Origin of the sequence: Arthrobacter citreus (assembly GCF_038405225.1) — a bacterium.
Lineage (GTDB): Bacteria > Actinomycetota > Actinomycetes > Actinomycetales > Micrococcaceae > Arthrobacter_B > Arthrobacter_B citreus_A.
The window spans coordinates 848786-863507 of sequence record NZ_CP151657.1 but is presented as its reverse complement, the minus strand read 5'-3'; the positions used below and the strand labels follow the sequence as shown (position 1 = coordinate 863507).

Annotated in this window: 13 protein-coding genes; 8 read left to right on the top strand and 5 right to left on the bottom strand. The window is 65.7% G+C overall.

Translation table 11 applies throughout. The annotated features are described in order from the left end of the window. Positions 1–162: 162 nt before the first annotated feature. Positions 163–1899, bottom strand: a complete 1737-nt coding sequence (locus AAE021_RS03985; RefSeq protein ID WP_342024352.1) for an HNH endonuclease signature motif containing protein — start codon at positions 1897–1899, stop codon at positions 163–165. Between the two features lie 215 nt (positions 1900–2114). Next, positions 2115–2807 carry a FadR/GntR family transcriptional regulator gene (locus AAE021_RS03980; protein WP_342024351.1) on the bottom strand — a complete coding sequence of 231 codons (693 nt, stop codon included), beginning with the start codon at positions 2805–2807 and terminating at the stop codon, positions 2115–2117. A 175-nt stretch (positions 2808–2982) separates the two neighbouring features. Between AAE021_RS03980 and AAE021_RS03975 the strand changes: the two genes are divergently transcribed. From AAE021_RS03975 to fabF, 8 genes are all read left to right on the top strand, one after another. Beyond that, positions 2983–4344 carry an SLC13 family permease gene (locus AAE021_RS03975; protein ID WP_342024350.1) on the top strand — a complete coding sequence of 454 codons (1362 nt, stop codon included), beginning with the start codon at positions 2983–2985 and terminating at the stop codon, positions 4342–4344. Between the two features lie 46 nt (positions 4345–4390). After that, positions 4391–5614, top strand: a complete 1224-nt coding sequence (locus tag AAE021_RS03970; protein WP_342024349.1) for a CoA transferase — start codon at positions 4391–4393, stop codon at positions 5612–5614. After that, entirely contained in the window at positions 5611–7122 is a 1512-nt protein-coding gene (locus tag AAE021_RS03965) for a carboxyl transferase domain-containing protein (RefSeq protein WP_342024348.1), read from the top strand. The genes AAE021_RS03970 and AAE021_RS03965 overlap by 4 nt, the downstream gene beginning before the upstream one ends. 107 nt (positions 7123–7229) lie before the next feature. After that, a complete protein-coding gene (locus tag AAE021_RS03960; RefSeq protein ID WP_342025300.1) occupies positions 7230–8423 on the top strand; it encodes a helix-turn-helix domain-containing protein in 1194 nt (397 codons plus the stop codon). Positions 8424–8531: 108 nt separating this feature from the next. After that, positions 8532–9503, top strand: coding sequence for an ACP S-malonyltransferase (locus AAE021_RS03955; protein WP_342024347.1), 972 nt, complete (start codon positions 8532–8534; stop codon positions 9501–9503). Next, complete coding sequence (locus AAE021_RS03950; RefSeq protein ID WP_342024346.1) at positions 9500–10564, top strand: beta-ketoacyl-ACP synthase III; 1065 nt, start codon at positions 9500–9502, stop codon at positions 10562–10564. The genes AAE021_RS03955 and AAE021_RS03950 overlap by 4 nt, the downstream gene beginning before the upstream one ends. Positions 10565–10648: 84 nt before the next feature. Next, on the top strand, positions 10649–10894 hold the full coding sequence (locus AAE021_RS03945; RefSeq protein WP_152217833.1) for an acyl carrier protein: 246 nt from the start codon (positions 10649–10651) through the stop codon (positions 10892–10894). A 106-nt stretch (positions 10895–11000) separates the two neighbouring features. Further along, complete coding sequence (fabF, locus tag AAE021_RS03940) at positions 11001–12236, top strand: beta-ketoacyl-ACP synthase II (RefSeq protein ID WP_342024345.1); 1236 nt, start codon at positions 11001–11003, stop codon at positions 12234–12236. A gap of 223 nt (positions 12237–12459) precedes the next feature. On the opposite strand, the gene AAE021_RS03935 is transcribed toward fabF, so the two are convergent. From AAE021_RS03935 to AAE021_RS03925, 3 genes are all read right to left on the bottom strand, one after another. Then, entirely contained in the window at positions 12460–12963 is a 504-nt protein-coding gene (locus tag AAE021_RS03935; protein ID WP_342024344.1) for a DUF3145 domain-containing protein, read from the bottom strand. 276 nt (positions 12964–13239) lie between these two features. Next, positions 13240–14106: a tyrosine recombinase XerC gene (locus AAE021_RS03930; RefSeq protein WP_342025299.1), complete on the bottom strand. Its 867-nt coding sequence runs from the start codon at positions 14104–14106 to the stop codon at positions 13240–13242. A 142-nt stretch (positions 14107–14248) separates the two neighbouring features. Next, on the bottom strand, positions 14249–14701 hold the full coding sequence (locus AAE021_RS03925) for a methylated-DNA--[protein]-cysteine S-methyltransferase (RefSeq protein ID WP_342024343.1): 453 nt from the start codon (positions 14699–14701) through the stop codon (positions 14249–14251). Positions 14702–14722 lie beyond the last annotated feature (21 nt).

The window sequence follows — 14722 nt, the reverse complement described above, 5'->3', positions numbered from 1 at the left end:
AACCGTCGCAACCTGCGGCGGTTCTCTTCTTTGTTCTGCCACCCGCGTTTCTTTTCTGCCACCGGAGCTCCTGTTGCCGAGCGGCCGGCAAAGTTGAGGGACAGGGCAGGCGCCCGGAAAGAAGCTGTCGCAAGAAGGCCTTCACAAAGATCGCACGCCTTGTTAGAAGGGCGGAGGATCGGAGCCATAACCGTCCGGGTCACCGCGGTCCAATAAACCTGGAAGCCGTGGGTCTGTTCCTCCCATCGCATCCGCCCTTTGGCTGTTGCGGCAACCGGGAGTATCTGCGGCCTCCTCCACAGGTGAAGAACCGTCCTTGTCCCGGGCCAGGCTGAGCTGCGGCTCGGTGCGGTACTTCCGTCCTCCCGGCGACGTCCACTCGATGACTCCAGGACTGGGCTGGCAGGCTTTCCAGAAACCCCTGGTTTTGAACATGTGGTGCCGCCGGCACAGGTGTTCCAAGTTGTCGTGATGCGTGGCTCCGCCCTGGGCCCACGGTTTTGTATGGTCTATCTCAGAGATCAGCGCGTTGGTCCCGCAACCGGGGAACCGGCAGGTCCCGTCTCTGGCCCGGAGGAACCGTTTGAGACCCTCAGCAACTTTTCGCCGATTGCCCACCCGCAGGATCTCCGCGGTGTTGGGATCCCTCTCCACAGGTGTCCACTTCACGGCTTCGCGTGCCATCCGCCGGGCCCTTTCAGGACTGATTGGACCGTACCCCAGCAGTTCAGCTGCGCGATCGTCGGCTCCGAACAACGTTTCGGCGTTAATCAGCACCAAGATTTCGGTCCGGGCTTTTGATCCGTGGCAATCATCGAACTGTTTGCTGGTCTTGGCCCGGCGCACGCCACGACTGTCGCCGTCGGCGTCAGAGTCGGTGTCGGTGTCGGTCCCAGCATCCGCTCCGGCGTCGGAGTAGGCGCCGGTGCCAGTGCCAGTGCCAGTGCCAGTGCCAGTGCCAGTGCCAGTGCCAGTGCCAGGATGATGATGCCCCTCCAGAAGTTCCGCGAGGATATCCGCACGCAGCTGATCCACCCGGCGCGGATCTCCAGCCGCTTGCTCACCCCGGGCGGCCTTGCTGAGCTGGTTATAGATTGTTTGTGCTGTCTCGGCGGCCAGAAGCGCTGAAATCCAGGACATGCCGTCGGTTTCGGGCTGCAGGCAAATCCGCCGGGCCTCAAACGCAGTGCACTGACGCTCCACAATGGTTTCCGGATACAGGTTCTCGCGCAGCCGCCGAGCCTTCACCCGAAACTGTGCAGCGGTATCGCCCGCGGCAGACTCCAACAATTCGGTTTCGAACGCTGCCAGCTCGGTGGCCGGCACACCTACGGACTGCTCAACCATGGTCTGAACGTGTCCGTAACTGACCTGCCCGGTTCCCAACCGTTCCAGGGTGGAGGCGTGGGTTGTGCTGAGGGATCGGGCTTCGAGCATCAACTTGGTTCCCGTACCGGTAGGCACCCCCAGAATCCTCGCGGCTTCCTCCGCCGCCAGGCTGAAGGCCATGTCCCTGTCAGGAAGGCCGGAGAGGAACAGGCTTTCATCCTCGTAGATGGTCTGCATCCGGGACAGGACCCTGGCCTGCTGTGCCTGCACCCACCGGGACAGGTGGTTCAAACGGGACAGCACGTCCCCGGCTTGTTCCTCGTTCAGAGACCCCACACTTTGCAACGCCAGTGAACCGGAGAATCCGTCCCGGTAAACCCCGCCCTGCTCCTGGAGATCACTGCCGGCCCGCTGGCCAACAGTGCCGGGCTGGCAAGTGTCACCCGAAATCGCCATACCGAACCCGGCAACAAAAACCGAGAAGCTGCCAGCTGCCGCCTGTGCGGTGCCGGGGCCGGTGCCGGGGCCGGGGCCGGGGCCGGGGCCGGTGGGAGATCCGTTCTGATCCATGTCTTCAGGGTGTCACCCGGCACTGACATTTCCAGCGTCAAAAAAGCCCAAAGCAGGCCCAAAAGCGCCCCATTATTGCCGGTCGGATACCCGTCTTTTTCGGAGAACTACCGATGGATTCGTCAGGTGGGGAACAGGCAACCCAGGGGCTACCAGGCGCATCGCAGACCCCCGCCGGCAAGCCGGCACCGTTGCGGGAACCAGCTTCCAAAGAACTACATCGCGGTTTCGGAGACCAGATCGATATGGGCCTGCATGGCCTCCGCAGCAGCCTGCGGATCGGACGAACGAATGGCGTCAGCGATGGCACGGTGCGATTCCAGGGACCGCTCGGGCCGTCCGGGCTGGCCCAGGGATGCCAAACGGGTCTCGCGCACCAGCTCGGAAATGAACGTCATCATCGACGCCAGGATGGATGAGTGGGCAGCAGCGGCCACGGCCTGGTGGAAGAGTTCGTCCCCCTCGGTTCCCCGGCTGCCGTCGGTGATCTCGTTGGCCATCACGGTCAATGACGCATCGATTGTTTCGAGATCCTCCGAGGTCCTGCGCTCTGCGGCGAGTGCTGCCAGCTTCACTTCCAAGGTGCTTCGGGCCTCCACGATCTCCGGCATCCGGTCGCGGTGCTCGCGCAGTTCCCGCAGCACCGACGCGACACTGGGACGGTAGACCAGTACTGCGCCGGTCCCATGCTGAACGTCAATGACTCCGAGCACTTCCAGGGCCACCAGCGCCTGCGCCAGGGTGGCACGGGACACTCCCATCCGCTCTGCCAGATCCCGCTCGGCAGGCAGCAGGTCACCGGGTCCGAGACCGGCCGAGGCGATGAAACCCAGCAGCTGCTCCACCAGGCGCTCGTACAGCCGCGGCCGTGAAACCCGGACAAACCCCTTGCCGTCTGAGCCGGGCATGGCAACCTCTTTCTACGGTGACCGGGCGTCCGCCGGTCCGAAATGAGTATAGCCAGCAATTGACAAAGAGACCCAGAGTCTAAGAGGCTAGTCCAGTGCAAGTGTGGTGTTTGTCACTTTCACCCCGGCGGACGACACTGGTATGCGCCGGAACCTTCGACGTAGGGAACTTTTGATGTCCGCTCCAATCCTCTCCATCCTGATACTGGTGGCCATGTTCCTCCTGGCCACGGTGTTGCCCCTGAACATGGGGGCGCTTGCCTTTGTTGGCGCTTTCCTTCTGGGTTTCGTTTTCCTCGGCATGAGCACGGAAGACATCCTCGCCAACTTCCCCGGCGGTCTGTTCCTGACGATTGTGGGGGTGACCTACCTCTTCGCCATAGCGCAGAACAACGGAACCATCGATTTGCTGGTCCGGGGAGCCGTGCGCCTTGTCGGCAACCGGGTGGCGCTGATCCCCTGGATCATGTTCGCCATCACGGCCATCATCACCGCCGTCGGTGCGCTGTCCCCCGCTGCCGTCGCCATCGTGGCACCCATCGCCCTCGGATTCGCCGCCAAGCACAAGATCAACCCGCTGATGATGGGCATGATGGTGATCCACGGCGCACAGGCCGGCGGCTTCTCCCCCATTGCCGTGTACGGCGTCACCGTCAACGGCATCATCGGCGGCACTGACCTGGAATCCAGCCCCTTCGCCGTCTTCATGGCCAGCCTGCTGTTCAACACGTTCATCGCCCTCATCCTGTTCTTTGTCCTGGGCGGCAGCAAGCTGCGCAGCGGCAAGGCGGGTGCCTTTGTCGAAGAGGTGGCCCAGGCACGCATGAACCTCAGCACCGCCGGCCGCGGCGACGTGGCCCTCAAGGGCTTCGGCTCCGGCATGTACGGCCCCCGCGACCCCGCCGGTGACGGCGTTGCAGCCACCAAGAGCCGCAGCGAGCTGTTCCCGCAGATCGTCACCATTGCGGGGCTGATTGCTTTGGCGGTCATTGCCCTCGGCTTCAAGGTTGACGTTGGCTTTGTCTCCATCACGATCGCCATGGTCCTGGCCCTGGTGTCCCCGCAGGCCCAGAAGGGCGCCATCAACAAGATCAGCTGGACCACCGTCCTGCTCATCTGCGGCATGCTCACCTTCGTGGGAGTCCTGCAGGAAGCGGGCACCGTTGAGTACGTGTCCGACGCCGTCGTCGGCCTGGGCATGCCGCTGCTGGCTGCCCTGCTCATTTGCTACATCGGTGCTGTCGTCTCCGCCTTCGCTTCCTCCACCGCCATCCTCGCCGCGCTGATTCCGCTGGCTGTTCCGTTCCTTGCCTCCGGCGAGATTGGAGCCGTCGGCCTCATCTGCGCCCTGGCCGTCTCTTCCACGATTGTTGATGTGTCCCCCTTCTCCACCAACGGCGCCCTGGTCCTGGCCAATGCGCCCGAAGGCGTGGACAAGGACCGCTTCTACAAGCAGATTCTTGGCTACAGCGGAATCATTGTCGTCGCCGGACCGCTGGTGGCCTGGCTGGTGATGGTGGTTCCCGGCTGGCTCTAAACCTCCAGCCCGCGCCGCAGCATTTCCCCAACAGAAAGACTTCACCATGAGCACCACTCCCGTTTCCCGCGGACCACTGGACGGCTACCTCGTTGTCGACCTCAGCCGCGCCCTGGCCGGTCCCCATGCCGGCATGATGCTCGCCGACCTCGGCGCACGCGTCATCAAAGTTGAGACACCCGGCACCGGCGATGACACCCGCAGCTGGGGCCCGCCCTTCGTGGGACCCGAGGATGACCAGCAGGCCACCTATTTCCTGTCCTGCAACCGGAACAAGGAATCCATCAGCCTGGATTTGAAGTCCGACGACGGCGTGGCCGTGCTCCGCGACCTCGTCCGGCGCGCCGACGTCCTGGTGGAGAATTTCCGCCCGGGCGTGCTGGACCGGCTGGGCTTCTCGCCGGAGCAGCTGCATGAGCTCAACCCCCGGCTGGTGATCCTCTCCATCAGCGGATTCGGACACGACGGTCCGGAGGCCACCCGCAGCGGCTATGACCAGATTGTCCAGGGCGAGGCCGGCCTGATGTCGCTGACCGGTTCCGGTCCCGATGATCCCCAGCGTGTCGGTGTCCCCATCGCTGACCTGCTGTCGGGGATGTACGGCGCGTTCGGCCTTCTGGCGGCGCTGCTTGAACGCGAACGCACCGGCAAGGGCCAGGTGGTCCGCACATCGCTGCTGGCCGCCGTCGTCGGCGTCCATGCGTTCCAGGGCACCCGCCACACCGTGGCGGGCGAGGTGCCCGAAGCCCAGGGCAACCACCATCCGTCCATTGCCCCCTACGGCCTGTTCTCCTGCCGGGGCGGCAAGGTGCAGATCAGCGTGGGCAGTGAAAAGCTGTGGGAGACCTTTGCCGCGGCTTTCGGCATCGACACATCCCGGCCCGAGTTCGCCGGAAACGCCCAGCGGGTCCGCAATCGCGCCGCGCTGATCGAGGCCGTGGAGGAGGCCTTCGCCGAATACGACGCCGAGCCCCTCCTGGAGAAGCTGCGCGCCGCCGGCATTCCTGCGGGCAAGGTGCGCACGCTCGATGAAGTGTACGAGTGGGAGCAGGTCCATTCCCAGGGGCTCGTAGTTGATGTTGAACATCCCGTCCTGGGCACGATCACCCTGCCCGGCCCGCCGCTGCGCTTTTTCTCAGCCGCAGAAGGCACTGAAACAACCAACCGCACTCACCTTGCTCCGCCCCTGCTCAACCAGCACGGCACCGATATCCGCAGTTGGCTTGAAGGCACCGAGGCGCCGGAGAACGAACGGGCAGCACAGGCATGAGTGTCGAAACAAAACCAAAGCGTTTGAATGCCCGCGGACTGCTGGATCTGGTGGTGGACCCCGGCTCGTTCCGTTCGTGGGACTCCCCTGTGGCCTACGCCGCCCACAGCGACGCCTATGAGGCTGACCTTGCCGCCGCAAGGGAAAAGACCGGCGAGGACGAGTCGGTGTTGACCGGGGAAGGCCTGGTCCGGGGACGCCGGGTGGCGCTGGTCGTCTGTGAATTCGGCTTTCTGGGCGGGTCCATTGGCGTGGCAGCCGCGGACCGCCTGACCGATGCCGTCGAGCGGGCCACCCGCGAAGGCCTGCCTCTGTTGGCTGGACCCGCGTCCGGTGGAACCCGGATGCAGGAAGGAACCCTCGCCTTCCTGTCCATGGTCAAGATCACCGCCGCGGTCCGGGCCCACAAGGAAGCAGGCCTGCCGTACCTCGTCTATCTGCGCCATCCCACCACCGGCGGCGTCATGGCATCCTGGGGTTCACTGGGCCACATCACCGTGGCCGAGCCGGGCGCGCTGCTGGGATTCCTCGGTCCGCGCGTTTACGAGGCCCTGTACGGCGAGCCCTTCCCTGAGGGGGTGCAAACCGCCGAAAACCTGCAGGCCCGCGGCCTGGTGGATGCCGTCCTGCGGCCTGAGGACCTCGCGGAAACCGTCCACCGGGCACTGTCCATGCTGGTGCCGGGTCCGGCCGCAGCCGTGCCGGCTCCCGCTTCACTGGACAGCACACCCGCCGCCGCCCCGGCGTGGGACTCCATCACCATTTCCCGCAACTTGAAACGGCCCGGAGTGCGGCAGCTCCTGCACTTTGGCGCCGCCGACGTGCTTCCGCTGAACGGAACCGGACAGGGCGAAAAGGACCCCGGGCTGCTGCTGGCGCTGGCCCGGTTCGGACAGACACCGTGCGTCGTGCTCGGCCAGGACCGCCAGCGCGGGACCGAACAACCGGCCCTCGGACCGGCGTCCCTCCGGGAAGCACGCCGCGGCATGCGGCTGGCGGAAGAACTGAACCTTCCGCTGCTGACGGTGATCGACACCGCCGGCGCCGCCCTGTCGCAGGAGGCCGAGGAAGGAGGCCTTGCAGGTGAGATTGCCCGCAGTCTGAACGACCTCGTGGGACTGGACTGCCCCACGGTCTCCGTACTGCTCGGTCAAGGCGCCGGCGGCGGTGCGCTGGCGCTGCTGCCGGCGGACCGCACCATCGCAGCGCAGCACGCCTGGCTGTCCTCGCTGCCGCCCGAAGGCGCCAGTGCCATTGTCTATCGGGACACACACCACGGCGCCGAAATGGCCGAAGCCCAGGGTGTAACGGTGTCCGCGCTGGCTGCCCACGGGATCGTGGACCACATTGTTCCCGAAGAGCCCGACGCCGCAGATGAAGCCCCGGATTTCTGCCGCCGCATGGCCTCTGCAGTGGAATACGAGCTGGCATCGCTTCAGCTGGTGCCGGCAAACGAGCGGCTCACACAGCGCACGGAACGGTTCCGTAAACTCGGGTCGGTGGGCTGAACCCATACCCCGAGTTGTAGCCTTCGCACAAAATGGTGCTTGATCCGCAGACCCCGTAAGCTCGGTTTATGCCAGTGACTCGCAGCACAGCCGCGCCCGGACCCAGGATGCGTGCCGACCCGGCGGACCCCTCGACGGTGGAGCGGCTCAAAGCCAACATCGGGAAGCTTTCCACCGCCACCCTTAAGCAGCTGGATGAAACGCTGCCCTGGTACCGGGGACTGCGGCCGGATGAGCGCTCGGCCCTGGGCATGGTGGCCCAGAAGGGCATCGCGTCGTTCGTGAACTGGTATGAGCGCCCGGCGTCCCCGGCATGGGTCCTCAGCGATGTGTTTGGCACCGCACCCACCGAGCTGACCCGCTCGATCAGCCTGCAGAAAGCCCTGCAGCTGATCCGGGTGGTGGTGGAGGTCGTTGAGGACCGCGTTCCGGAACTGGCCGGCGACGACGTCCAGGGGCCGCTGCGTGAAGCGGTGCTCCGGTACTCCCGGGAAGTGGCCTTCGCTGCCGCCGATGTGTACGCCCGCGCCGCGGAAACCCGCGGTGCCTGGGACACGCGGCTCGAAGCCCTGGTGGTGGACGCCATTCTCCGCGGCGAAAGTTCAGACGCGCTGCGCTCCCGGATTGCCGCCGTCGGCTGGACCTCCACGGCCCGGATCACCGTCATGGTGGGAAGCTCGCCGTCGGACACCAACGCTTCCTTCGTCAATGAGCTGCGCCGCGCCACCGCACGGCTGACCGAAGACGCACTGGTGGGAATCCAGGGCGAACGGCTGATCCTCGTGCTGGGCGGGCTCGAGGACACGCCCGGCTCCTATACCCGGCTTGCTGAACTTTTCGGCCCCGGCCCCGTGGTGTACGGTCCGCCGGCCGAGTCCCTGGTTGAGGCCGGACCGTCGGCTCAGGCGGCCTTTGCAGGCCTGACGGCTGCCCGCGCATGGCTTGCGGCACCCAGGCCCGTGGCAGCTGACGACCTGTGGCCCGAACGGGTCATGTCCGGAGACGACATCGCCCGCAAAGCCCTGGTGCGCAGCATTTACCGCCCCTTGCTCGGGGCCTCGAACGGCCTGGCGGAGACCCTCTCCGCGTACCTCTCGCTGGGGCATTCCCTGGAAGCCACAGCCCGTGAGCTCTTTGTCCATGCCAACACGGTGCGGTACCGGCTGCGCCGGGTCTGCGACGTCACGGGATGGGATCCCATGCTGCCGCGCGAGGCCTTCGTGCTGCAGACCGCACTGGTGGTGGGCCGGCTCGCGCCACCCGGAAAGGCCGTCCCGGAGCGCCCCGCCGCCCGCTCCTGAGTTAGTTGCATCAATCACATCCCCTTGTAGACTTCCTACAACGGCTCACCTGGAGCTTGGTCTACGCAAACACCCGGCATCTACCCTTCTCTTTGGAAAGCTTGATACGTGCTCGCTATTGCCTGCCCCGGCCAGGGGTCCCAAACGCCAGGTTTCCTTTCTCCGTGGCTGGAACTGCCCGGAGTCCGGGAACACCTCGAATCCCTGAGCGCCCTTGCCGGCCTGGACCTGATCGCCCACGGCACCGTCTCCGATGAGGAGACCATCAAGGACACCGCCGTCGCTCAGCCGCTGATCGTTGCCGCGGGACTGATGGCCGCACGCCTGCTGCTGCAGCCGCAGGCCATGACGGCTTCCACAGTGGTGGCCGGACACTCCGTGGGTGAGATCACGGCATCGGCCGTGGCCGGTGCGCTCACCGAGGCTGACGCCATGATCTTCGTCCGGGAGCGCGCCAACGCCATGGCCCGAGCTGCAGCGGAAACACCCACCGGCATGAGCGCCGTGCTTGGCGGTGACCCCGACGAGGTTGCCGCCGCACTGGCTGCCGCCGGCCTCACCGCCGCGAACGCGAACGGCGGCGGACAGACTGTCGCAGCCGGAACGCTGGAGCAGCTTGCCGCCTTCGCCGCAGCACCTCCCGCCAAGGCCCGTGTCATTCCGTTGAAGGTCGCCGGCGCCTTCCACACCGCCCACATGGCGCCCGCGGTGAGCGTCCTTGAGGCCCTGCGCCCGCAGCTGCGGCCGGCGGCCCCGCTGCCCACCCTGCTCTCCAATTACGACGGCGCCGCCGTCGTTTCCGGGGAAGCCAACCTCGACAGCCTGATTGCCCAGGTCTCCCGCCCCGTGCGCTGGGACCTCTGCATGGAATCCATGGCCGCCATGGGCGTGACCGGGCTCCTGGAGCTGCCCCCGGCCGGCACCCTGACCGGTCTGGCCCGCCGCGGCCTCAAGGGCATGCCAACCCTGGCCCTGAAGTCCCCCGAAGACCTCGACGCCGCCCGGGAGTTCATTTCCGAACACGCCCCCACGGCCGCCGCAGTAGCAGCAGCAACCACCACCGGAGAAGGTAACGCGTGAGCACGCCCACCCTGAAGCAGTCCCCCGTCCACCAGTTCAGCCGGATCCACGGCATTGGTGCCTTCCGCCCCGACGTCATCGTGAGCAACGAGGACGTGTGCCAGTGGATCGATTCCTCTGATGAGTGGATCCGCCAGCGCACCGGAATTATTACTCGGCACCGTGCGGACAAGGGCACCTCAGTGGTCGACATGGCCGAGGCCGCCGGGCGCGATGCCCTGGCCTCCGCCGGAATTGACGGCTCCCAGCTGGGCGCCGTTATCGTCTCCACCGTGACCCACCCCTTCGCCACGCCGTCGGCCGCCGCCGAGATCGCGCACCTGCTGGGCGCCTCCCCCGCACCGGCCTACGACGTGTCCGCCGCCTGCGCCGGATACTGCTACGGGATCGCCCAGGCGGATGCCCTGGTACGTTCGGGTGCCGCTGACTACGTGCTGGTCATCGGCGTGGAGAAACTGTCGGACTTCATCGACAACACCGAGCGCACCATTTCCTTCCTGCTCGGTGACGGTGCCGGCGCCGTCGTCGTCGGGCCCTCCGAAACCGCAGGCATCGGCCCGTCAGTCTGGGGATCAGACGGCAGCAAATCCAGCACCATCGGCATGACCCACTCGATGCTGGATATCCGCGAACTGTCACTGGCCGCCGAAGCCGACGGCACTGACGTCAGCGTTCCGGACCTTGCCGAGCGCGACACCAAGCTGTGGCCGACGCTGCGCCAGGACGGCCAGAGTGTTTTCCGCTGGGCCGTCTGGGAAATGGCGAAGGTCGCCCAGCGCGCGCTCGACGCCGCCGGCGTCACCGCCGAGGATCTTGGCGCCTTTGTCCCGCACCAGGCGAACATGCGGATCATCGATGAAATGGCCAAGCAGCTGAAGCTGCCCGAGTCGGTCATCATTGCCCGCGACATCGCCGACGCCGGCAACACCTCCGCTGCCTCCATTCCGCTGGCCACGCACCGGCTGCTGCAGGAGAATCCCGAGCTCAGCGGCAAGCTTTCCCTCCAGATCGGCTTCGGCGCAGGCCTGGTCTTCGGCGCGCAGGTTATCGTTCTTCCGTAACCTGCCGTCCCCCAACACCACACCGTTCCACGGTTGGACAACCCACGCCGGCTGCTGCCGGCATCACGAGAAAAAGGAGCCAACATGGCTAGCAACGAAGAAATCCTGGCCGGCCTCGCCGAGATCGTCAACGAGGAAACCGGTCTGGCCCCCGAGTCCGTCGAGCTGGACAAGTCCTTCACCGATGACCTGGACATCGACTCCATCTCCATGATGACCATCGTCGTGAACTCCGAAGAGAAGTTCGGCGTGCGCATCCCGGACGAAGAGGTCAAGAACCTGAAGACCGTCGGCGACGCCGTGGACTTCATCTCCAAAGCCCAGGCTTAATTCGCCGGCGGCCGCCGCCATCCCAGGCGGCGGCCGCCGCGTCAGCACTTCTGCACTCCGCACCACTGCAGTTCCCGCACCACCAACGTCTTCGAGAGAGTGAATCATGGCCCGCAAAGTAGTCATCACCGGTCTGGGTGCCACCACGCCCATCGGCGGCGATGTTCCCACCATGTGGAAGAACGCGCTCAAGGGTGTCGCCGGCGCCCGTACCCTCGAGGACGAATGGGTGGAAAAATACAGCCTTCCCGTCACCTTTGCCGCCCGTGTCTCCACGCCTGCCACCGAAATCCTTTCCCGCGTGGAAGCCAAGCGGATGGACCCGTCCACCCAGTTCGCCGTGGTCGCGGCCCGCGAGGCTTGGGCCGATTCCGGTATCGAAGACGTTGACCACGACCGCTTGGGCGTCTCCTTCGCCACTGGCATCGGCGGCGTGTGGACCCTTCTGGATGCCTGGGACACGCTGCGCGAAAAAGGACCCCGCCGTGTCCTGCCCATGACCGTTCCCATGCTGATGCCCAACGGCCCCGCCGCCGCTGTCAGCCTGGATCTGGGTGCCCGCGCCGGCGCCCACACCCCTGTGTCCGCCTGTGCCTCGGGCACCGAAGCGCTGCACCAGGGACTGGAGCTGATCCGCTCCGGCAAGGCCGACGTCGTCGTGTGCGGTGGTGCCGAAGCGGCGATCCACCCCATGCCGATGGCTGCCTTTGCCTCCATGCAGGCGCTGTCCAAGCGCAACGATGACCCGGAACGCGCATCCCGCCCCTACGACAAGGACCGCGACGGTTTTGTCATGGGTGAAGGTGCCGGCGCACTCGTCCTGGAATCCGAAGAGCATGCGCTGGCCCGCGGAGCCCGAATTTACGCCGAACTGGCTGGCACTGCCGTAACCGCCGACGCCTACCACATCACCGCCCCCGATCCCGAGGGCCTGGGCGCCACCCGGGCACTGAAGGCGGCACTCTTCGACGCCCGCGCCCAGGCAGAAGACGTGGTGCACGTGAACGCGCATGCCACGTCCACTCCCGTTGGGGATAAGCCCGAATACGCGGCGCTGAAGGCGGCGCTCGGCTCCCACGTGGACAACGTCGCTGTTTCCGCAACCAAGTCCCAGACCGGCCACCTCCTCGGTGCTTCCGGTGCCGTGGAGGCCGTGATGGCGGCAATGGCCGTCTACGACCGTCAGGCTCCGGCAACCATTAACCTGGAGAACCAGGATCCGGAAATCCCCCTCGACGTTGTCACCTCCGCCCGGTCCCTGCCCGGCGGCGACATTGTGGTTCTCAGCAATTCCTTCGGTTTCGGCGGACACAACGCCGTCATCGCACTGCGCAGCCACTAATCACCGCAGCCACTAGTCTGCACGGCTGTTAGTCTGCGCGGCCGTTCAGCGCACCAGCCGGATTGCTGAACCGCCAAAAAGCCGCGGCCGTTTCCCCAGGGAAACGGCCGCGGCTTTTGTGTGTCGCCATGGTCTGTTGTGTAGTTTTTGCGGTGCGGTTTTTGCGGTCCGGCTAACCGGTTCGGTCAGCTAACCGGTCTGGTGAGCTAACAGAGCTGGTCAGCTAACCGACTTGGTGCAGCCACCGGACGTTTGCTCCGTCGCCTGCGTGGCGGAACGGCTCCAGCTCATCGTCCCAGGCCTCGCCCAACGCGAGGGACAGCTCATGGTAAACAGCCGAGGGGTCCCCGGCGCCGTTTTCATAGGCATACCGGATTCGGTCTTCAGAGACCATGATGTTGCCGTGCACGTCAGTGGCGGCGTGAAAGATGCCCAGTTCGGGGGTGTGGCACCAACGGCTGCCGTCGGCACCGGCACTTTGGTCTTCAGTCACCTCATACCGCAGGTGCGCCCATCCGCGAAGCGCAGAGGCCAGCAGTGATCCGGTTCCCTGAGGGCCGGTCCATTCCACCTCGGTGCGCAGCATGCCGGGAGCGGCGGGCTGAGGGGTCCACTTTAGATCCGTTCGCTTTTCAACGACGGATCCAATTGCCCATTCAATATGCGGGCACAACGCAGACGGGGCGGAGTGTATGAATAACACGCCGTGGGCCATCACAACAGACATTCCATCCTCCATAGCTGTAGGTACGTCTTCCCCAACGACCTTCAACCCCGGTGAAACACTTCTGTTGTTAGCTCAATCAGGATCAGCCGGAATCAGCGGACCTGTTATTGCTGTGAACTGCGCTTGGTTTTTTCTGCGGTGTCTTCCACTTCTATTTGAGACTTTCATCCGGTGCGGACTTGACCTTATTGTGCCGCAAGTTCAGGGAATGCGCCAATGATCATCCCCGTCCGGCAAGCGGCGGGTTATTCGTGTGCGCCAACGCACTCTTCGGCATCAGGCCCGCGGGTGAGCCTGCTGGTAACTGGCCCGCAGGCGGTCAACGGACACGTGGGTGTACAGCTGGGTGGTGGCCAGCGAGGAGTGGCCCAGGATTTCCTGTACGGCACGCAGATCGGCCCCGCCGTCGAGCAGATGCGTTGCTGCGGAGTGACGGAGGGCGTGGGGACCCGTTGCACCGGTGTCGCCCAGGGCTTCAAAGAGCCCGGCCACCACCGAGCGGACCTGCCGCTGGTCCACCCGGCGGCCGCGCCGGCCCAGAAAGAGTGCCGGGCCGCTGTCGGTCACGGCCAGGGCAGGGCGGCCACGGCGCAGCCAGTCATCAACGGCCTCGGCGGCGGGCTGGCCGTAAGGAACGGTGCGTTCCTTGTTCCCCTTGCCGATGACGGTGAGTGTGCGCCGGTCTGCGTTGAGGTCATCGATGTCCAGGCCGGTCAGTTCACCCACGCGGATACCGGTGGCGTAAAGGAGCTCAACGAGGGCCCGGTCACGGATCGCGACCGGGCCGCCGTCCACGGCTCCGTCTGCGAGCGCGGCAAACAGGTCCCCGATCTGTCCTGCCCGCAGCACTGAGGGCAGGGTTTTTTCGCGTTTCGGAGCCCGAAGGCGCAAAGCCGGATCCGCTGTGATGAGTTCCTCCCGAAGGGCCCAGCCGGTGAAACTGCGCGCGGTGGCCGCGCGGCGGGCGAGCGTGGACCTGGCGAGGCCCGCACCGCTGAGTTCGCCGAGCCAGCCACGCAGGACGGCCAGGTCTATCCCGTCCAGAGTCCGTACTCCCCCGGCCAGCGCATAGGTCAGCAGCTGGGCAACATCGCCTTCATAGGCACGCACCGTGTGCTCGGACCGCCCCCGCTCGCTCGACAGATAGCGGCTGAAACCACGGAGTGCCTTGCTGAATTCCGCGGGCCAGCGAACGGGATCGGTGTTCGGCCCGGATTCCCGGGGATGCTGCTCGTTGTCGGTCGCGGCGCTCACCCCTTCACTGTCCTCGGATCGGGGCCCGACCTCAAGCAGGCACACCGGCCGGGCCGGCACATTGGACGCGCAGGACGGCGGTTGCCGCCGAGGACTCATGGTCCAGGAGGAAACGCTTGGAGTCGATGCCTGCGGAGTACCCGGTCAGCGCTCCCCTGGAGCCGACCACCCGGTGGGTGGGAATAACGATATTCAGGGGATTGCGGGAGAGCGCCGCACCCACCCCGCGTGCTTTGGCCGCATCCCCAAGGCGGATGGCCAGCTCCTTGTAGCTGCACGTCTGGCCGTACGGTATCGCTGAAACCTCGGCCCAGACCCGTCGCTGGAAGTCGGTTCCGCGGGTGTCCAGTTCGAGCTCGAAGCAGCAGCGTGTCCCGTCGAAATACTCACCGAGTTGACGCTCCGCTTCCTCAAACCCCTCCTCGACGATGCGTCCCAACCCATGATCCGATGCCGGATCGGGAACGCCCGGAAAGACGGCCAAGAGGGCTCCCTCATCGGAGGC